Origin of the sequence: Nocardia sp. NBC_01730 (assembly GCF_035920445.1) — a bacterium.
Classification (GTDB): domain Bacteria; phylum Actinomycetota; class Actinomycetes; order Mycobacteriales; family Mycobacteriaceae; genus Nocardia.
The window spans coordinates 1019785-1040089 of the sequence record NZ_CP109162.1 but is presented as its reverse complement, the minus strand read 5'-3'; the positions used below and the strand labels follow the sequence as shown (position 1 = coordinate 1040089).

The 20305-nt window shown below is 66.6% G+C and carries 15 protein-coding genes and 1 pseudogene; 9 read left to right on the top strand and 7 right to left on the bottom strand.

Translation table 11 applies throughout. The features are described 5' to 3' along the window. Positions 1-8: 8 nt before the first annotated feature. Both OHB12_RS03865 and OHB12_RS03860 read right to left on the bottom strand, forming a co-directional pair. On the bottom strand, positions 9-1379 hold the full coding sequence (locus OHB12_RS03865) for an aldehyde dehydrogenase family protein (protein WP_327116202.1): 1371 nt from the start codon (positions 1377-1379) through the stop codon (positions 9-11). Beyond that, positions 1379-2479 carry an AMP-binding protein gene (locus tag OHB12_RS03860; protein ID WP_327116200.1) on the bottom strand — a complete coding sequence of 367 codons (1101 nt, stop codon included), beginning with the start codon at positions 2477-2479 and terminating at the stop codon, positions 1379-1381. The genes OHB12_RS03865 and OHB12_RS03860 overlap by 1 nt, the downstream gene beginning before the upstream one ends. 130 nt (positions 2480-2609) lie before the next feature. Here OHB12_RS03860 and OHB12_RS03855 point away from each other — a divergent pair, with 130 nt between their 5' ends. The 6 genes and pseudogenes from OHB12_RS03855 to OHB12_RS03835 all read left to right on the top strand — a co-directional run bounded on the left by OHB12_RS03855 (position 2610) and on the right by OHB12_RS03835 (position 13743). Continuing rightward, positions 2610-9257, top strand: a complete 6648-nt coding sequence (locus tag OHB12_RS03855) for an SDR family NAD(P)-dependent oxidoreductase (protein ID WP_327116198.1) — start codon at positions 2610-2612, stop codon at positions 9255-9257. A gap of 74 nt (positions 9258-9331) precedes the next feature. Then, a complete protein-coding gene (locus OHB12_RS03850; protein WP_327120879.1) occupies positions 9332-9598 on the top strand; it encodes an acyl carrier protein in 267 nt (88 codons plus the stop codon). A 36-nt stretch (positions 9599-9634) separates the two neighbouring features. Further along, a pseudogene (locus tag OHB12_RS36075) lies at positions 9635-10222 on the top strand (wax ester/triacylglycerol synthase domain-containing protein); the annotation flags it as partial. Between the two features lie 36 nt (positions 10223-10258). Further along, positions 10259-10882, top strand: coding sequence for a WS/DGAT domain-containing protein (locus tag OHB12_RS36070; RefSeq protein WP_442800171.1), 624 nt, complete (start codon positions 10259-10261; stop codon positions 10880-10882). A 1-nt stretch (position 10883) separates the two neighbouring features. Further along, positions 10884-12506 (top strand): long-chain-fatty acid--ACP ligase MbtM, encoded by a 1623-nt coding sequence (gene mbtM, locus OHB12_RS03840; RefSeq protein ID WP_327116194.1) that lies wholly within the window; start codon positions 10884-10886, stop codon positions 12504-12506. Between the two features lie 52 nt (positions 12507-12558). Then, complete coding sequence (locus OHB12_RS03835) at positions 12559-13743, top strand: acyl-CoA dehydrogenase family protein (RefSeq protein ID WP_327116192.1); 1185 nt, start codon at positions 12559-12561, stop codon at positions 13741-13743. A gap of 259 nt (positions 13744-14002) precedes the next feature. On the opposite strand, the gene OHB12_RS03830 is transcribed toward OHB12_RS03835, so the two are convergent. Beyond that, positions 14003-14146 (bottom strand): hypothetical protein, encoded by a 144-nt coding sequence (locus tag OHB12_RS03830; protein ID WP_327116190.1) that lies wholly within the window; start codon positions 14144-14146, stop codon positions 14003-14005. Positions 14147-14252: 106 nt separating this feature from the next. On the opposite strand from OHB12_RS03830, the gene OHB12_RS03825 reads away from it, so the two are divergent. Continuing rightward, positions 14253-14708, top strand: coding sequence for a CBS domain-containing protein (locus tag OHB12_RS03825; protein ID WP_327116188.1), 456 nt, complete (start codon positions 14253-14255; stop codon positions 14706-14708). 88 nt (positions 14709-14796) lie between these two features. Here the strand turns inward: OHB12_RS03825 and OHB12_RS03820 are convergent, their stop codons facing one another. Continuing rightward, positions 14797-14988 (bottom strand): hypothetical protein, encoded by a 192-nt coding sequence (locus tag OHB12_RS03820; protein ID WP_327116186.1) that lies wholly within the window; start codon positions 14986-14988, stop codon positions 14797-14799. 43 nt (positions 14989-15031) lie between these two features. Further along, positions 15032-15958, bottom strand: a complete 927-nt coding sequence (locus tag OHB12_RS03815) for a universal stress protein (RefSeq protein WP_327116184.1) — start codon at positions 15956-15958, stop codon at positions 15032-15034. A gap of 366 nt (positions 15959-16324) precedes the next feature. Here OHB12_RS03815 and OHB12_RS03810 point away from each other — a divergent pair, with 366 nt between their 5' ends. Then, positions 16325-16624 carry a hypothetical protein gene (locus tag OHB12_RS03810; RefSeq protein ID WP_327116182.1) on the top strand — a complete coding sequence of 100 codons (300 nt, stop codon included), beginning with the start codon at positions 16325-16327 and terminating at the stop codon, positions 16622-16624. 73 nt (positions 16625-16697) lie between these two features. On the opposite strand, the gene OHB12_RS03805 is transcribed toward OHB12_RS03810, so the two are convergent. Further along, positions 16698-17705 (bottom strand): recombinase family protein, encoded by a 1008-nt coding sequence (locus OHB12_RS03805; protein ID WP_327116180.1) that lies wholly within the window; start codon positions 17703-17705, stop codon positions 16698-16700. A 439-nt stretch (positions 17706-18144) separates the two neighbouring features. On the opposite strand from OHB12_RS03805, the gene OHB12_RS03800 reads away from it, so the two are divergent. Then, positions 18145-18984, top strand: a complete 840-nt coding sequence (locus OHB12_RS03800) for an alpha/beta fold hydrolase (protein WP_327120877.1) — start codon at positions 18145-18147, stop codon at positions 18982-18984. 62 nt (positions 18985-19046) lie between these two features. Here the strand turns inward: OHB12_RS03800 and OHB12_RS03795 are convergent, their stop codons facing one another. Beyond that, positions 19047-20210 (bottom strand): IS110 family transposase, encoded by a 1164-nt coding sequence (locus OHB12_RS03795; RefSeq protein WP_327116178.1) that lies wholly within the window; start codon positions 20208-20210, stop codon positions 19047-19049. Positions 20211-20305: the final 95 nt, after the last annotated feature.

Genomic DNA, 20305 nt, shown 5'->3' with positions numbered 1-20305 from the left:
CCGTGTTGTCATCGCAACACCACTTTGCCGCGCATCAGGAAGTCCGCCAGGTATCCGTCCGGTGGAATACCCGCCTCCATAGCGCATGTCGGGTGGCTGCCGACATATACATTGCCGATCGACGGCTCGACGATCAGCCGGTCGATCAGTTCCTCGTCGTCGGTCACCACCGTCAGTACGAGCGTGTCCCGCAGTGGCCCCGACCCGTCTGCCCGAGACCACGGGGCGACCCACACACAGGGGAAGGGCAGCTCGACACCGATTTCCGCAGCCCCCGCCCGGTCCACTTGCAGCACCGCCGGCCGCAGCACAGCGCTGCCGTCACCCAGCTCATCTACGACTCCGTCGCTACCTAGCCATATCCGGGCGCCCTGCACGTGACGCAGCAGGTACTGCTCGATCGCCCGTGCGCTCGCCAGTGAGCGCACGGGAAGCACTGCCCGGTCGTCCTGCGGCGGCAGGCTCGGCAACTCCGCCAACCGCGCGGCCAGGGCCTCGGCGAGCGGCCCCGGATCCCCATCGACCAATACGGTTGTCGCATTCACGCAGGCGGTGCCACCGTCGTGGGCCACCGACTGCACGAGCATGTCCAGATGGTCACGCCAGCCGTCACCAGCGAGCAGGACCTTCGACCTCCCGGCGCCGTGCACTGCGACGGTACGGTCGGTCACGTACCGACCGGCCAGGTCCGCGCCGTACACCACCGCCAGGTCCGCGCCGTGGATCAGCGCATCGACGCCCTCGGAGTCGGTCGGCAGCAAGTTCACCTGATCCGCCCCGAAGCCGGCCGTGCGCAGCGCGGCAACCAGCCGGTGCGGAGTGAACGGCTCCTGCCATGAGGGACGCACCGCGACGCGATATCCCAGCGCCAGCGCCTCCAGCCACTGCGATTGCACGGCGGGGTGATTACCCGCCGCGCTGACGGCGACCACGTCGCCGCGCCGAACCCAAGTGACACGGCGGATTCCGAGTTCGGAACCGGTGCGAGCGCCGTTGTCCGCCGCCGCTCGCGGACAGGCATCGGTCACCGCACGCTCGACGCGTTCCGCGCAGGCCTGTATCCACTGCGTCGCGCGACGCACCGCGGCGATCGGCGTACCACCGACCCGGCAGGTCAGCCACTGATAGTCGGCAGGTGACAGCCCACACAGTGTGCTCGTCGCGAACAGGTGGCCCGCCCGCGCCAGCATGGCGATGCGCTCATCCTTCGGCGGCACCGACGCTTGTCGCAGAGCCGACAGTGCGCGGCTCACGAACACCTGCGGCGCCAGGCTCAGCTCGGCAACCGAACTTCCGGTGACATCGTCGATGCGTCGGCGGGTTACAGCACGGAACGCACCGCGCGGGCCGAGCACGTCGAGCTGCACAGGGTCCGGCATCAATACACGCCCTCGATGACCGTTGTCCCAGCGAAGGCAGTCATCGATGTGATGTCCGCGACCGAGTCACCGAGACGCCCCGGCGGCGGTTCGACTCGGACAGCGAGATCACGCTCGGAGTTGTTGGGCAGCAACATCGCCCGGCTGATGTGGTTCACGATCACCTGGCCGCGCTCGCCGTATGCAACAGGTAGTCCGGTCTCCGAATCGACGACCGCGAGGGTGATGTGCGGAGAGAAGGTGTCGTAGACGCACGGACTGTCGTCAGACAGACCTGAGCGCTCGATCGTCGTGCCCAGCATCGTGACGTTGCCGTAGTAGCCGTACAGCTCGATGCCCGGGAACACGTCGGTGTGCAGGAACCGGCGCGTATCCGGATCCATTCGCGCTCCCCCCCACACGATCAGCCGGACTTTGGCGTTGATCAGCTCGACCAGCTCGTCGTCCCGGCACAGCCGCTCCAGCAAGGGAGGAGTGCACACCAGCACTCCGACGTCCTGGCTGCGCAGAACGTGCGCGCTCTGCGCTACGAGATGGTCGACGTAGCGATCGGCGACGGCGGACTCACCCACACCGATCATCCCCTTCACCCAGCGAGGATCCATATTGATACAGAAACGAACACCTCCCCGGCGCCGGACCAGCTCGGCGGTCCAGTCACCGAACAGTTGCGGCCCGCTCGGGACCAGAGTCAACCAGTTGACGCCGTACGGGTGACCGCGGGTGTCCATATCCCGCATCGCCCACTCGACGACGCGGTCCATCCAGTCGGCCAGGAAAACCAGGCGTTTGGGACTGCCTGTCGTACCGCCGCTTTCGTACACACCGAACACCGAGGGGTTGCGGCCGTACCCGCGCGGAATGAGATCCGCTACCGGGACCGTGCGTAGCTCGTCCACAACATTGGGAAACCGCCGGAGGTCGGCGAAGGACCGGACATCGTGCACCGGATCGAAATCGAGCGTTGCGGCGCGGTCGAGCCAGAAGGCCGAGCCGGTGTCCGGGGAGAAATGCCAACGCATGGCCGCAGCCAGAAAACCCTCGATGTCGGGCGTTTCGCCGATGGGCGGTTCCAGAACCGAGTCAGGGAAGGCCCGCATGCGAATTCCTTTCGATCCCAAGTTTTTTCGCCTCGGTGCGCGATACGATGACGCCTCGACACGCAACTCGAACACTTTCCGGCGAATGCCGACCCACCCGTAATGTACAGGCCCACAAAGGAAGTGTGCTGTGAACGGAAGCGAAGAGTCAATCGTTGCTTCAGATCGTGGGCATCGGGGAGCCGGTGGGTTCGGTGTCGCCGACCATGAGCGGCGCCTCACCGAACTCGTTCGCGAAGCAGCCGCCCGAGCACACGGAAACCTTCCGGCCGACGCCATCGCGATCGACCGGGCGTTCTGGGACTCGGGTCTCGGATCGATCGCCGGCGTACAGCTGGCCAACCTACTGTCCGACGCGCTCGATTTGCCCATCGAAGCGAGTGTCGTCTTCGAGTACCCGACCCCGCGGGCACTCACCGAATATCTCCGGGGGATCCTGACCGCCACCACGCTCCCGACGCGCCCGACCGCAGCCGCGCCCGATCGCGTCTCGTCCGAGGAACCACTCGCCATCGTCGGGATGAGTTGCCGCCTGCCCGGCGGGGTGGCGTCCGCCGACGATCTGTGGCGCTTGGTCGCCGAAGAGCGCTCGGCCCTGTCCCCGTTCCCCGGCGACCGGGGGTGGGACCTGGACAGCCTCTTCGACCAGGACCCGGATCGCCCGGGTACCTGCTACGTACGCCACGGCGGGTTCCTCGCCGATGCCGACCGGTTCGACGCGGCGTTCTTCGGCATCTCGCCCCGCGAGGCGCTGGCGATGGACCCACAGCAGCGCCTGGTGCTGGAAACGACGTGGGAAGCGATCGAGCACGCCCGGATCGATCCGACCAGCCTGCGTGCGACACAGACCGGCGTATACCTCGGGATGACCACCCACGGGTACGAGAGTCTGTCCCATGAGCCCGGCCAGGACGGCGCGTACCTGGGCGCCGCCGACTCGTTCGCGGTCACCTCGGGACGCGTGGCGTATGCCCTCGGGTTCGAGGGGCCCGCGTTGACGGTGGACACCGCCTGTTCGTCATCCCTGGTGGCACTGCACTTGGCGGGTCAGGCGCTGCGCGCGGGTGACTGTTCGTTGGCCGTGGCGGGCGGTGTGTCGGTGATCTGCACTCCGAAGCCCTTCGTGCAGTTCAGCAAACAACGTGCCCTAGCGCCCGACGCCCGGTGCAAGGCGTTCGCCGCGGCGGCCGACGGAACCGCCTGGGGCGAAGGGGTAGCGGTACTGCTGGTGGAACGACTGGCCGATGCCCGCAGGAATGGCCATCGGGTGCTCGCCGTCATCCGCGGATCGGCGATCAACCAGGACGGCCGCAGCAATGGCCTTACCGCACCGCACGGCCCCGCGCAGCGCCGGGTGATTCGGCAGGCACTGGCCGACGCCGGCCTGGGGCCGCACGATGTCGACACGGTCGAGGCCCACGGCACGGGTACCCAACTGGGCGACCCGATCGAAGCTCGGGCGCTGATGGCGACCTACGGTCACGAGCGGCCGCCCGAGCGACCGCTGTGGCTGGGCTCGGTGAAATCGAACCTCACCCACACCCTTGCCGCTGCCGGGATCGCCGGTGTCATCAAGACCGTGCAGGCCATGCGCCACGGCGTGCTGCCCAGCACGCTGCACGTCGACCGGCCGGCGGAGTTGGACTGGTCGGCCGGTGGGGTATCGCTACTGACCGAGTCACGGCCGTGGCCACGCGTCGAACGCCCACGCCGCGCCGGGGTGTCCTCGTTCGGGATCAGCGGGACGAACGCACACGTGATTCTGGAAGAGGAATCCACGCCCGACGGCCCGGTCCGCTCCGGACCGAGCCCGACCCCCGAGCCCGGAACCGTGCCTTGGGTCGTATCCGGCCGCGGCGGGCCCGCACTGCGCGCGCAGGCAGCCCGGCTCGCCGATCACCTGCGCTCCCACCCGGACCTCCCGATGGTCGATATCGCGTATGCACTGGCCACCACCCGCACGGCGTTCTCGCACCGCGCCGTCGTGCTCGCGGACGACCGGGACGGTTACCTCGGTGGCCTCGAAACGATCGCGGCTGGTCACGGGCAGCCGGGGGTGGTTCAGGGAACGGCGACACCGGACCCCGAGATCGCGTTCATGTTCACCGGCCAAGGGGCCCAGCGTGTGGGCATGGGCCGCGAACTGTACGACCACTCCCCCGTATTCGCGGACGCACTGGACACGACCTGCGCCCATCTGGACCCGCTGTTGGACCGGCCGCTGCTGGAGATCCTCTTCGCCGAACCGGGATCCGCGGACGCCGAACTCCTCGATCGGACCGAGTTCACCCAACCGGCGCTGTTCGCCTGCGAACTGGCACTCGTGCGCCTCCTAGAGGTGGCCGGGGTACGACCGGACGTGCTGTTCGGCCACTCGGTCGGCGAACTCGTCGCCGCACATGTCGCGGGCGTGTTGTCGTTGACGGATGCGTGCACCCTGGTCGCCGCGCGGGGCCGGCTGATGCAGGAGATGCCTCCCGGCGGAGCGATGCTGGCGGTCGCGGCCGGTGAGCGCGAAGCCACCGAGGCACTGGCCGTCCAGCACCTCGACCTAGCCATCGCGGCGGTCAACGGGCCACAGTCCGTCGTGCTCTCGGGCGATGCCACAGCCATAGCCGACCAGGCCGCCTATTGGGAGTCGTCGGGGCGCCGAACCCGGCGACTGCGGATCGGCCATGCCTTCCACTCACCGCGCATGGATGGCATGCTCGAACCGTTTCGGCAGGTGGCCGAGAGTCTCACATTCACCGCACCCCAGATCCCGATCATCTCGGGTGTTACCGGCGCTCCCTTGACGGCCGCGCAGGCATGCTCCCCGGAGTACTGGGTCCGGCAGGCCCGAGACACAGTCCGCTGCTACGACGCACTGCTCGGGATGAACGCCGACGGCGTCACCGGATACCTGGAAATCGGCCCGGACGGAGTGCTCACCGCGCTGGCCCGCGATTGCCTGCCCGAGGCTCAGCAACTCGGCCCGGTCCTGCGTCCCGGCCGGCCCGAGGCCCGCACCACGGCGACAGCTCTGGCCAGAGCCCACGTCCACGGCGTGCCCCTGCACTGGGACACTCTCTTCGCCGCACTTCGACCGAAAAAGGTCGACCTGCCGACCTACGCTTTCCAACGGCAACGCTACTGGCCTGCAGGCCGGGCCAGCACACGGACCGGCACCGACAACCACCCGTGGCTTTCCGCACCCGTCGAGCTTGCCGGCACCGCCAGGCACGTCTTCGACGGCCGGCTTTCCCACCGCAGCGCCGCATGGCTCGACGACCACACCATCCGCGGCAATCGGGTACTCCCCGGAACGGCTCTGATGGAGTTGGCGTTGCACGCCGGTGGCCACCTCGGCTGCGATCGGCTCGACGAGCTGATCCTGCAGGAACCGCTGCTGCTGCCCGACGACACCGACATTCGGCTCCAGGTCGAGGTCGGTGCGTCGGGTCACGACGGTGACCGGCCGGTGACCATCTACGCCCGGCCGGAAACAGGAGTGGATGCCGGCGAGCCCCAACCGTGGACTCGGCATGCGACCGGAGTCCTGCGTTCGGACGCCGGGCCACCGGCCGGCGATGTGCAGTGGCTCCCGCCCGACGCGGTCCCGCTTCCCGTGGACGACCTATATCAGCAACTCGCCGCGCGGGGAATGGTCTATGGTCCCGCATTCCGTGGCCTGCGAGCCGCTTGGCGCTCGGATGCCGACGTATACGTGGAAGCGAGTCTGCCCGAGGGGGTGTCCGTCGGTGGGTTCGGCATCCATCCCGCTCTCCTCGACACCCTTATGCACGCCACGCAATCGCAATTCGCGGTACCGACCGGATTGTGGCTGCCGTTCTCGTGGAGTGGCGTCACTCGGTGCGCCCTGCGGCCCGGCACGCTTCGGGCCCGGATCCGGGTCGATGGGCCCGACGCGAACGATTCGGTGAAGTTGTCGCTCAACGTGACCGACGAGACCGGCCGGCCGGTTCTCGACGTCGCCTCGCTCATGTTGCGGCCCGTGCGGGTGTCCGAGGCCGCGTTTTGCCCCTCGCCGGAGGTCGGCGCCGGTGTGAAGTACCGGCTCTCGGCTGCGCAGTCCACGGCGGAGGCCCTGTTCCGGCTCGACTGGGTCCCTGCCCCGGAACCGGAGGCATCACTGCGTTCCGCGCAACGCAGCATCGCTGTGCTGGGCACCGACCGGATCGGCGTGACCGCCGCTCTCGCAACAAGCGGGCACTCGGTCCTGACCGTGCCCGACTGGAACACACTCGCTCTAGCGGTGTGCGCCGGTGCACCGGCACCAGAGGTGGTGCTTGTCCCCTGCGCCGGCCCGGACGAGCACGGCACAACCGTGATCCAGGCGGGACATGCCGAGACAGCCCGCGTCCTGGATCTGCTTCGTTCCTGGCTCGCCGATGACAGTTTCGCCGACTCGCGTCTGGCGGTGGTAACCCGCGAAGCGGTAGCGGTCACCGTGGGCGATCACGTCGTGGATCTCGCCCGCGCACCGATCTGGGGGCTGGTCCGTGTCGCACAGACCGAAAACCCCGACCGGATCCTGTTGCTGGACGTGGACCGGGGCGCCGACCTGACGGCGGCGCTGAGCGCAGCGCTGGCGTCCGGACAGACGCAGTCGGCGGCGCGGTCCGGCATCCTATACGTGCCACGACTGGTACGCGCGAACACCGGGACCACGGAACTCAGGCCCCCCGCCGACAGCTCATCGTGGCACCTGCACCTCGAGGAGCCTGGCGACCTCGACCGGCTGACTCTCGTATCCCGCCCTCTCGCACCGCTGCCGCCAGGGCACGTGCGGATCGCCGTGCGCGCCGCGGGTATCAACTTCCGCGATGTGCTGGTCGCCTTGGACATCTATCCGGGCGTGTCGAGCATGGGGCGGGAGGCTGCCGGAGTGGTGACAGAGGTGGGCTCGGACGTCACCACCTTCGCCGTCGGCGATCGGGTAATGGGCGTGTTCGACGACGCCTTCGCGACCCAGGCCGACGCCGATCACCGCTGCCTGGTCCACATCCCGACCGGTTGGTCGTTCGCCCAGGCGGCCGGATTCCCCATCGCGTTCCTCACCGCACATCACGCCCTGGTCGATCTGGCGCATCTCACACCGGGCGAGTCGATCCTCATCCATTCGGCCGCGGGAGGTGTCGGCACGGCGGCCGTGCGGTTGGCCCGTCATCTCGGAGCCGAAGCGTTCGCCACCGCGAGCCCAGGCAAATGGGAGGCCCTGCGCCGCCAGGGCCTCGACGATCGGCATATCGCGTCCTCGCGAACGCTCGACTTCGAAGAACTCGTCCGGCAGGCCACGGACGGACGCGGAGTCGACGTGGTGCTCAACGCCTTGTCCCGGGAGTTCACCGACGCATCACTGCGCCTGCTGCCACGGGGCGGACGATTCCTGGAAATGGGCAAGACCGACGTCCGTGACCCTGACACCGTCACCGTCGAGCATCCCGGCGTCACCTACCGGCCGTTCGACCTCGCCGATCTCGAGCTCGACCGAGTCGCCGACCTGTTCCAGGCGCTGCAGGCACTGATCGATAACGGGGCCATCGGCCCACTGCCGGTCCGCGCCTGGGACATCCGGCAGGCCGGAGACGCACTCCGCTACGTCAGCAATGCGCGACACACCGGCAAAGTCGTACTTACCGTGCCGTTCCGGCCGGATCCGGAACGTGCTGTGCTCATCACCGGGGGCACCGGCACTCTCGGCGCCCAGATCGCACGACACCTGGTAACCCGACACGGTGCGCGGCGCCTGGTGCTGGCCGGCCGCAACGCACCGACAGCCGAGTCGGTCTCGGAACTCACGACCGAACTGGCCGCGCGGGGAGCCGATGTTCGCATCGTGTCCTGCGACGTCTCGGTGCGCGAAGAGGTAGCCGCACTGCTGGCCTCGATTCCCTCCCTGGGATCGGTCGTGCACGCGGCAGGCATCGTGGCCGACGGCACCCTCGAATCTCTCGACACCGACCGGCTGGACCGTGTCCTGCGTCCGAAACTGGACGCCGCGGTTCACCTGCACGAACTGACCCGCGATCTCGATCTGGCCGAGTTCGTGCTGTTCTCCTCGGCCGCAGGTGTCTTCGGCCATGCCGGCCAGGCGAATTACGCCGCAGCCAACACATTTCTGGACGCCCTGGCCTACCACCGCCGGGGCGCGGGACTGCCCGCCTGCGCAGTCGCGTGGGGCCTGTGGGCTGCACCGTCGCCGATCAGCCGCGGACTGGACCCGATCGACCACCGACGCGTCACCCGTGGCGGAATGGTCCCGCTGTCCACCGCCGATGGCATCGAGATGTTCGACGTGGCCCGCCGCGGCACCAGAGCGCTGACGATCGCGGCACGGTGGGATCTGCCGATCCTGCGCTCTTCCCGAGCCGAACAGCCGCCGATACTCCGCGACCTCGTTCCCGGGCACGAGAGCAGGACCGGCGCCACCACCGAACCGGCCCGACACGACAAGGGCTCGTGGACCGACAAGCTCGTCGGGGCCACCGAACCGGAGCGGGACCGTCTCGTACTCGAACTGGTTCTCACGCAGGCAGCCGACGTCCTCGGCTACCCCGCCGACCACTCGATCGCCGCAGACGAGACTTTCCGGGACCTCGGATTCGACTCACTCACCACCGTGGAGCTCCGTAACCGGCTGAATCGGCTGACCGGCCTGCATCTGCGCACCGATGCACTCTTCGATAATCCCGATCCCACCGCCCTCGCACGCCGAGTGAGCAAGGAACTCCTGCGAAGCCCGGCTGCCGATTCCCCGCCGTCCGCGGACCGGTGACCGGCCGACTGCGAGCAGCCGACGACGAACACATTTCAGACTCCGCCATCAATTGTCGAAGGGAGTTCAACAGCATGCCGAGCTGGTTGAGCGACAAGCTATGCAATGTCCTCCGAAAAGATCTCGCCCTCGACGTGGAGAACATCGGTCCCGACGATCGCTTGATCGAAGATCTCGGAATGGATTCGGTGGCATTCGCAATCGCGCTGGTCGCCATCGAGGACCATACGGGAGTGCAGCTGTCCGGACAACGACTGATGGAGTGCCACACGATAGGCGAAGTCGACGCTTTGTTTCGGGTCGCGCTTGCGGGCGGTCCGGGCGTGTCGGCGGATGCATAACAGTCTGAGCTTGGACGAGAGAGGAGTGCGATTGTCATGCCCGCCGAGATCGAACTGAGCAGCCTCGACAGTCACCACTTGCGCCTGGATGTTCCCGCGCATCCGATGAATTGGGTTCTTGTGCTCGAATTGTCCCCCGACGGCGAGCCCGTCCGGATCGACGATGTGCGGGCGCGAATCGCACAGCGGGTCAACGAGGTTGATCTGTACCGGTTGGTGCTGCCGACACGTCCTCGACGCAAACCCCGTTTCACCCTCGCAACCTCGATAGACCCGACCAAGCATGCGAAGGAGCATCATGTCGCGGACCGATTCGGGATGCTCCGGCAGGTGGAAGAACTCATGGGTAGTCGGATGCGGCGTGATGCTCCGCCGTGGGACTTCACTCTGGTCCACCAGCAGGACATCGAAGCTCAGACCTTGCTGTTGCGTGTGCATCATGCGCTGTCGGACGGGCTCGGCGCAGCCGGCTTCGTCGCAATGCTCATCGATACCGTCTCCGGAAGCACCGCCGAGTACCGGCGCTTTGTCAGCACGCCGCGATTCAATGTCGGTCCGGTCGATGCGGTCGCGGCCCTGGCGGCCGGGACGCGGAGTTCTCGACTGGTCAGGCGTAAAGGTCGGCGCCGGGGACATGTGCGCCCCGTGGGGGACCGGGCCGTGCGTCGTGTAGCCGAGGTCGCGGTCCCCACCGACACGGTGCGGCAGAACCGGCTGAAGCTGGGCGCCTCGACACAAGAGTACGTGTATGCGGTGGCCGGGCTCGCCTTCGCACGGGCTTTCCCGGAACACGCCGATCGTCCGCTACGCATAATGTTCCCGGTAACGCTGGACCATACGCTGGCGCACACGGGGAATGCCGCGTCGCTGGCGATCCTCGAACTATCTGACGCGGCGGATTCACTGTCGAAGCGAGTCCACGACGTCCAGGCCGCACTGCGCAGATCGGATCCGTTGCGCCAAGCCATGGACGCCCCCAAGACCTCACACGGATTGAGCTACCTGCCATGGCGCGCCCAGGTGTTGATGACCCAGCTGATGGCAGCCGACAGCTGGGACCTGGCGGTAGGCGTCAATCCTGCTTTCAGTCCGGACGACCGGCTGCTGGGTCGAGAGGTGACGAATGTCGTCGGCTTCCACCCGATGCTGGGTCGTGAGCTCGCGGTGACCGCCCTGATACTGCGCGATCAGGTCACGATCGGGATGATGGCGGACCCCACCGCGTTGCCCGATGTCGGTCTGTTCGCCAAGCACCTGCGCGAACTCATGGCGGGACAGGTGTGACGTGGGTGCGGCGCTGACCAGAGATCCAGATCTCGATCTGGTCGAGACGATCGATCGGGCCATGCGATCGGGGCGAGGGCCACTGATGGTGTTGGACCCCGAATCCCAGCAATGGCAGCAGATGCCCTGGACGGATGTACGAGACCTGGGTCTCAGGATCGCCACCCGAGTGCTCGACGCCGGTTCTGGTCCGCGACAACCGATCGGCATCGTGGGCGAAACGACCGTGGAGGTAGTTGCCGCGGTCTTCGGTTGCTGGGCAGCGGGCAGACCGATATCGATCATGCCGATGCCGGTGCGGGGCAGTGATCGAGGGCTATGGTCGGAATCGACGATGCGGCGGTTGCGCGCTCTCGACTGCGGTATGGTCCTCGCCCACGGACCGGTGCTCGAATTGCTCCGCGGTACCGCAGGTCATGTGCCGGTGCACGATCTCGCCCAGGTCGCAGGCTGGCGGTGGGACTCCGAGGCATCCCTGGTTCGGGTCCCGTCGGACAGTCCAGCGGTGTTACAGGGTACGGCCGGCTCCACGGGCGCTCCCAGAACGGCGGTCCTCTCGCATAACGCCGTGCTCAACCACTTCTGGGGCCTGTGTGACCGGACCCGGGGCGGCAGCGATGACGTGTTGTGTTCCTGGCTTCCGATGTCTCACGACATGGGACTGATGCTTGCTGTCTGTGGCATGGCCGCGGGCCTCGCGACGTGGCTCGCACCGACCAGTGCGTTCGCCAGGATCCCCTTCGAGTGGTTGAGCTGGCTCAGTGCGAGCTCGGCGACCGTGACCGCTGCCCCGAACTTCGCGTACAACCTCATCGGAAGATACGCCCGGCGAGTGGACAACGTCGAACTCGGAGCACTGCGCTATGTGATCAACGGTGGTGAGCCGGTCGATTGCGACGGCATGACGCGCTTCGCCGACCGGCTGCAGCGATTCGGGCTGACACCGGATGCGCTGGCTCCCTCCTACGGGTTGGCCGAAGCAACGTGCGCAGTGACGGCACCGGACCCGTGGCTCGGCATCCGCATCGATGAAGCTGTGACGGCCGAGAACGGCGTAACCACGACGATCCGCCGACATGCACTGCTTGGGAGGCCGCTCAACGGCATGGAGGTACGCATTGCCGATCCGCCGATGAAAGTGCCCGTAGTCACCGGTCGCGATATCGGCTTGGTGGAGATACGTGGCCATTCGATGTTCAGTGGGTATGCGGATGATGTTGCTACGGCCGGCGCCGCAGAATGGACCCCGACCGGGGATATCGGCTACTTGTCGGGCGAGGAGCTGGTGGTGTGCGGGCGGTCCAAAGAAGTCATCACCGTCGCGGGGCGAAATGTCTTTCCCCACGACGTCGAGCGGGTCGCTGCGCTGGTCCCGGGCGTCCGACCTGGTGGCGTGGTCGCGACAATGGCCGCACAACGCACCGCGATACGTACCGAACGCCTATTGGTGGTTGCCGAGTGCAGTGGAAAGCGGGCCACCGGCATTGAAGACCGGATCATAGCTGCGGTAACGGCCGAATGCGGTGTTGTTCCTGGGAAAGTCGTGCTGGTAAAACCCGGCGAACTACCTCGCACGACCTCCGGGAAATTGCGGAGGCTGGAGGTGGCGACATGGTTCTCGTGATGTCGACACGAAATACATTGGATTGCACCGGACAAGCACAGGAGGCCTCGTCGTGCCGGATAACGTGGTGCCGAACGGTACTTCGGTCGAAAATTTCTGCGCCGCAGTCGAGGCCGTGCTCGATGACAGATTTCACGAGACGGTGGCGGAGGCAGAGCGGCAGGGCGTTTTTCCACGAGAAGTTCTTGCCCGACTCGGTGCTGCCGGGATCTTCACCGACAAATGGGCGGGAGGGTATCGGTTCCAACTCGCCAAACTCGTCGGGTTGCACACCGCACTCGGCGCGGCATGCTCGGGTGGCGTCGGCGTAGGGGTGACTCTGCACGATTCCGCACTCGCCATGCTTTACCGATTCGCCAGCTCGGATCATCTCCGCTCGCTCTGCGCCGACGCGACGGCAGGCACTGCGGTGCTCTGTATCGGCGCGTCGGAGGAGGCGGGCGGCTCGGACCTGCAAGCTATACGGACAACCGCCGTCCGCGACGGTAGCGGTTATGTCCTGACCGGGGCGAAAGCGTTCGTATCGTTGTCCAGCGTAGCCGACTTCGTGTTGGTGCTCGCGCGATGCGTAGAGAACGGAGTCGACCATCGGCTGGGGAACCTCGGTTTGTTCGCGCTGCCTCTGACGTCGGCGTCGGTGGGTAAACCGTACGACAAGTTGGGGGTGAACTCATTGGACACGGCCCCGATCGAGTTCGACACCTGGTTGCCCGACGAGGCGCTGTTGGGCCGTCCCGGCATCGGGTTGGCCGCGATAACCTGGGGACTGACGCATGAGCGCCTGTCGGTCGCGGCTCAAGTTTCGGGCGCATGCGGCCGAGTTCTCGGCCTCACTGTTGCGCGGATGATGCGGCGTGAGCAGTTCGGCAAACCCCTGTTCGGTCACCAGGCATTGCGCCTGCGAGTGGCCGAACTGCACGCCAGGGTCGACATGCTCCGACTCGCATTGCAGGGAATGGCGGCGACGGAGCAGATCGACGCACGAACGGCTGCGGGCTTGAAAGTCACCGCTGCGCGGCTGGGCCAAGAAGTTGTCGATGAATGCCTGCACATCTTCGGTGGTCTTGGATATCTGACGGAAGAAACCCCGCTCGCCAGATGGTGGCAGGACATGCGGTTGTCCCGAATCGGCAGCGGTACCGACGAAGTGCTATGGGAACTCGTCGCCGCGGGAATGAAGCCAGACTTCAACGCATACGATGCGTTGTTCGGACGAGCCCAGCCCACGAAGGAGTAGCCACCCACGGCTCTCTCCCACCGGCCACACGACCGGCCGAACGCGAACTCGTCGGATCTGGTCGTGCCGGGACGGTTGGGTTGTGGGTCAGATCTATAGCACACCGCGGAGTAGGCGGCGTCGTAGTGAGTGCGGTACGGCCAGCACCCCCCGTGCCTTCGACCGTGGTGTAAGGGCCGAGGCTTTCCAGGGCGCATCCACCTCCGGCAACCCGTCCAGCGCCGCGCACCGCTCGGAGGTGAACTCGTGCGCCAGCCGGTCATAGGTCTCGCACCGAGCCATGCGCAACCCGCTCAACCACCGTCTTGGCGTCCATGGCGCGCTTGTGGGGCACGACGTGCTTGGTGAGCAGATCGAACGCTCTGGACTGCCGGACCGCCGCTCGCCGCTGGACCCGGCCCACGCGGAAAATCCCGCGAGACTGTGACTTTGTCCCCTGTCGTCGCGGTGAACGATCATCGAATGATGGTCGTGCGGTAACCGGTCTTCTCGACGGAGGGAGACTCGCCATGACCACCGCGGAAATCATCATGCGCCCAGGTGTCGAATGCATCGGCGTGCGTGACACTATGGACTTCGCCGCCCAGCGCATGCGCCAGCTCGGTGTAGGCGCACTTCCCGTCTGCGATGGTGAGGGGCATCCAGTCGGTATCGTGACCGACCGCGATATCGCCGTCAAGGTTGTCGGCGTCGGGCTGAATCCTGAAACGACCACCGCGGGTGAACTCACCCAGGGTGCCGAGCAACTGCATACTGTCGACGTCAACGCTGACATCGGCGGCATTCTGGCCACCATGACAGCGTTCCGGGTCCGCCGGCTCCCGGTGACTGCTGAGGGGCTGCTCGTCGGCATCATCACCGAGGCCGACCTTGCGCGCCACCTGCCTGAGCAGCAGGTCGGTGCGTTCGTGGAAGCCGTTTGCGCCTCCCATCTTCCGACGACCGCCGCTGGCTCCGCGTCCTGACCAACCGACCGAGTCCGGCTCGTCGGAGTCCGGTGTAACACCAATCACGGCACAGTCACACCAGCGTGCGGCGCCGCGGGTGCCGTGCTTACCAGTAGGTCGGCCTCTGAGCCGCCTGGATCGGGCACAGCCTGCCTTCATCCGGCGGCGGGATCACACCGGTCATCGACTCGATGCCGAGTTCGCCAAGGTTGGTCACGGTGATGCCGGCGGGGACGGTATCGCAGGACAGTAAGCCCGCCGAGCGGCCTCGGCCGACCGCGCCGCGCAACCGCGCCATCAGCTTGCGCAACCTGGTAGCTGATCGCGACTGACATCCGTCATCATCTGGCGTGTTTGCGCACTGCTTGCTGTGAGCGGACGATGATCATCGGGGCTTCTACTGAGTGCAGCAGGGCATTGCTGGTGGAGCCGAGCAGCATGCTGGCGAAGCCGCCGCGTCCGTGGCTGCCGACGATGACGAGCTGGGTGTTCGCCGATTCATCGAGGAGTGAGCGAACCGGTCGGTCGGCGACTACGATTCGGTGTATCGGAACATCTGGGTAGCGTTCACTCGAGCCCGCGAGGTTCTCGGCGAGGACTGCTTCGGCGGACTGCTGGGCGGCGTCCCAGCCCGCGATTGGTACGTCGAGACCAGTGGTGTCGCTCCAGGCGTGCAGGGCGACCAACCCGACCTTGCGGCGGGAGGCTTCTTCGAACGCGAGCTCGACAGCGGGGACGCTGTTGCTGGTTCCGTCGACACCGACCAGGACCGGTTGTGTGGCCGACACCGCGTCGATCGCGGAGCTGCCGTGGATTACCGCGACCGGGCAGTGCGCGTGATGGGTGGTCGCGGTGCTGACCGAGCCGAGCAGGCCACGCTGGAGCGCACCCATGCCCCGGCTGCCGACCACCAGCATCCGCACCTGTGTCGAGCGTTCGATCAGTGTCGGAATGACCAGCTCGAACGTCACTTCGGTGGTTGTTTCCGGGTCTTCTCCCGGCGCCGCCGTGCGTGCCACGCGAGTGGCTTCGGTGAGAATCCGCTGTCCGTCCCTGCGCATCCACTCGATGTCGGCCTCCCCGAGCATCATTCCTGGTCCGAAACTGGTCTGGACCGCCATCGAGGTGAGGATGTGCAGTGGGCAGCCGTGTAGCGCCGCCTCGACCGCGGCCCAGGCGGCCGCGTGGTAGGAGCTGGCCGAGCCGTCGACGGCAACGAGGATCGGGGAATCGAGTTGCGCTGAGTGCGAAGCACTTTCACCTACCATCGTTTTCTCCTTCGACACGAGTCTTACTGTCGAGCCCACAGCGTCTACCCGATCTCGCCTTCACGATTCCGGAATCGGGACTGGATCGAGCATCTCGCCTCGGGTCTTGTTCGGGCAGAGCAGAAGGTCATCCGCTGATGGGGCCGAGCGGCCTCACGATGCGATCCTCAATGTTGTTGGGCATCAAAACGGTGTGCCGAACACGGTGCCTCACCCCACCAGCCGCCGTTCTGCAGGGCCACACCCACGCAGGTTGAATCGCCGCGGTGGAAAGCTCACCGTTTGGATCAGGGCCCCGCGATGCTCGGCCGGGCTTCGCGAGGCGGTCGTGTTCTACATCGAGGGTGAGGCACCGGCAGGTCCGCGATGACATGTGGGCTTTTCGGCCCGCAAGGCCGGGACCAACGCCAGCAGTCGCCCCGGTATGCGGATTCCTACCGTAGAGATGGCAGTCGATATTCGTGGAGCGACCGGGACTTCGGCGAATTCGCCGGCAAACCCGACCGCGGTATCGACGCCACCGAGTTGGAGAGCGCCGAGTACGCCATCCTCGCCGAGCGTCTGGCCGGTTGGCAGGAGAAGTATCCCGACGTCCACGTCGCCCGCAAGGTGTATCTGGCCGGGCCGACCGGGCTGCTGATGCAGTGGTCGAAGGGGTCCCGGTAGTAACCGCCGAGAAAACAACGGATATGGCTTAGGACCTGGTCAGGGATGATGTTGAGACGGGAACTCAGGCTGGCTACTGGTTCTCTGGACGCTGGAAGACCTGGGCCTGGAGGCGATTGCGCAGGTTGGTTTCCTCGGGTGTGAGGGGGTCGCCAGGACGGCGGATGCGGGCGGGGGTGGGCCGCATCGGCAAGCCGTCGTCTGCGGCGGTGGTCTCGGCTTCTGCGAGCGCCCGGTAGAGGGAGGCGACGGACGGGTGCTTGCCCGCGTTCTTTCCGTTCTTGATGGTGAGCTTCTTCGCGATGTCCGGGACGGGGACGCCATTGTTCTTCAGTGCGAGGGCGAAGGTGAGCATGTCGTCGTCGATGACTTTGGGTCGGCCGCCGTGGTTGCCTTTGGAGGCGGCGATGACCTGGCCCTCGAGGGTTTTTTCCCGGATGTAGTTGCGTTCGATCTGCCCGGCGACGGCCAGGACCGCGAAGAACATCGCGCCCATGCCGTTGGGGTCGTAAATGCCGGTGAGCGGGCCGGTGAGGAGTTCGAGCTGAATGCCGCCGGTCTGGAGCTCGGCGGACAGCGCCATCAGCTCGGCGGCGTTGCGGGCCAGGCGTTTGAGCTCGTGGACGGTGAAGACGACCGGTGTCTCGGGCGCGGCTTCTTTGAATTGGTGGGCCAGCGCGAGCGCCTTCTCCAGTTCGGGCCGGACCCTAACTCGGGTGCTGATCTGCTCGTGAAAGATCTTGTGGCACTGTGCCTGGCGGAGGGCTTCGAGTTGGCTGGCCAGCTCTTGGCGGGCGGTTGATGTCCTGGCGTAGCCGATCCGCACCGGCCGCTGGGTCGCCGGTGCCGGGACCACGGTGAGCGTGGGGCCTTGGGTCCAGGTTCGGCCGGGCCGACGATCGGCGGGGGTCGGTACGCCGAGTTCCTCGCGCAGTGCGGGCACGAGTACGAAGCGTGGGGTGTGGTACTTCGCGGCGGTCTTGCCGCTGCGGGTGCGGCACGCGCTGCCAGCGGGTGCGTCGCAGTTTGGGCAGCGGTGATGTTCTACCGCTGCGGCGGCCTGATCGGGGGTCAGCTCCATGGACGAAGTCTCTCAGAAGTGTCTCGCACAAAGGGCGGGTTTCGAGAGGGGTTTTGCGAATGGTGGCCTGCGGGTTCGGTGATCGATCCGGGGCTGTCGCAGAACTCTCGTATCTGATCATTTGTGAGAATGCGTGTGGCCGCCCTGGCTACGCTGGTGGATCCTGACGTCGACTATCGGTGAATTTTGGCACCAGCCGCATGGGTGCTGACCGAACCGGCCAGCGCGCTGGCGCTGGAAGATCAACGCGCAGAGATCATCTGAGCTCGCCGGTCGCCGCCCCGTGGGCAAACGCCCTGAAATGCCGAGTTCGGGGCGATTGCGGGAGTGTGGACACGATCTCGGTTACACCGATGACTTTCGGGTGAATCTGTCGTCGATACCTCTGGGTATACCGACAGACAGGAGTACAGGCATGACGAGACAGTTTCGATTGGGCATGACCTCGGTGCGGGCGAACGGTGTGGGTCTCGGCATCGAGCGCTTCGGCCGCGAGGACGATCCGCTGGTCCTGCTGGTCGGCGGCACAACGATGTTGTCCTGGCCCGACGCGCTGTGCGAGCGGCTCGCGTCGGGCGGGCGGCGCGTCGTCCGCTACGACCTGCGTGACTCCGGCGCGTCGACGACCCTCGACCCGGAGAACCCGGCGTACGACCTGCGGGATCTCGTCGCCGACGCGGCCACTCTGGTCGAGGCACTCGGTGCCGGGACCGCCCATCTCGGTGGAGTCGGCGTCGGGGGGATGGTCGCTCAGGTCGCCGCGCTGGACCACCCGGACGTGTTCTCCGCACTGACCCTCGTCGGCACTCGGCCGGTGGCGCCGGGCCCGGTCGACGAGGACCTGCCGGACCACGACCCTGCGGTCATGGGCGCGCTGTTCTCCCGCCCGCGTCCGGACTGGACCGACCGGGACGCTGTCGCGGCATTCGCCGCCTCGGGGGCCGAGCCGATGGGCAACGATCCGGAGGACGCGCGGGCGACGGCAGCCCGAATCTGGGACCGGACGCGGTCGAGCGATCCCGCGGTGCACCAGGCGAACCAGCTCGGGATGGTGTTCTCCCGGATCGACTGCGCCCCGCGCTGGCGGGGCCGGCTCGGTGAGCTCGACGTGCCCACACTCGTCGTGCACGGTCGCGCCGACCCGTTCTTCCCCCTCGGCAACGGCGAGGTCCTCGCCGCCGAAATCCCTGGGGCGCGACTGCTCGTCCTCGACGACATGGGTACTGCTCTGCGCCACGCCGTGGCCGACCAGGTCGCTGCCGCCATGCTCACCCTGTAACCGCCCGGGGCTGGGAGGCATCCTGAGCCGGCGGAACGCACCATAATGGCTCCCCTCTCGTGTCAAGGCGCGGGTTGCAGGTCGTGGCTATTCTGGTTGTTGGTAAGTCCGGGTTGTGGCTTGTCCGAAGTGCCGGTATGCGGGGTCAGGCCGGTCGCGCTGGAGTCAGTAGTCGCCCCCGATTGCCCTCCCGGGCTTGCCGTTTCCCGCCGTTGTTGGTCGGCGAGCATGCGTGTATAGACGACATTCGACAGGCGCCGTTTCAATGCCCGCATCGCCTCCATCGACGTCTTGCCCTCGGCTTTGCGGCGGTCGAAGTAGGTGCGACCCGGGCTGGGACGTCGTAGTTGAACGATGGCCATAGTGTGCAAGACCCGGTTGATCTTGCGGTTCCCGGCGCGGGAAAGTCGGTGGCGTTGCTGCTGGCCGGAGGAAGCGTCCAAGGGTGCGGTGCCGTTCCAGGACGCGAACCGGTGCCGATCCCGAAATCGGTGGATGTCACCGACGTCGGCCAGTAGCCGGGCCGCCCCAGCTGGACCGATGCCGTTGAGATCGGTCAAGGTGGACCCGCGCTCGGCAACGAGCTCGCGTAGTTCTTTGTCCGCGGCCTTGGTCTTGCGGTCGATGGTTTCCAGCTCACCGATCAACTCGACGGCCAAACGGCGACGGACCTTGCCCGCGGGGTCGCGGGGTTTGACGGTGGCGACCAGCTTGCGCGCCTGCATTGCTGAGAGGAACTTCTTCGCCCCGCCGGGCAGCAGTTCCAGCAGCAGCCGGTGCAGCCGGTTGACGGTGTCGGTGCGGGCGCGGCCGAGCTCGTCGCGGCGATCGGCGAGCATGCCCAACGCGATCAGCTCCGAATCCGCTTGGACGCGACGCAGATCCGGTGACCGCAACGCCGCCAATGCCACCGAATGCGCATCGACGGGATCAGTTTTGCGGCCGTTGCCGGTCGCGAACACTCGCACCTGCGCTGAGAGTTTCGCCGGCACGTCGATCACGGTTTCACCGTCGTGGACCAGGCGATGCGCGATATGTCGGCCGATGCCGTTGCAGCCCTCGATCGCCCACACCCGATCCGTGTATCGCTGTGCGGTGGTGAGCATTTCGCTGTAGCCGGTGTTGTCGGTGCCGTATCGGCCCGTGACCAGCGCTGTGCCGGTGGAGTCGATGATCTCGATCGTGGCTGAGCGTTTATGCGGATCCATTCCGATGATGACCGCCACCAGTGGTGTCCTTCCCGTGTCGGCGTGTGAGGTCCGTGCGGGAAGGCACCGCTACTTCGAGCTTTGGGCAAACCCCTCTTCAGCCATTCCCGGCA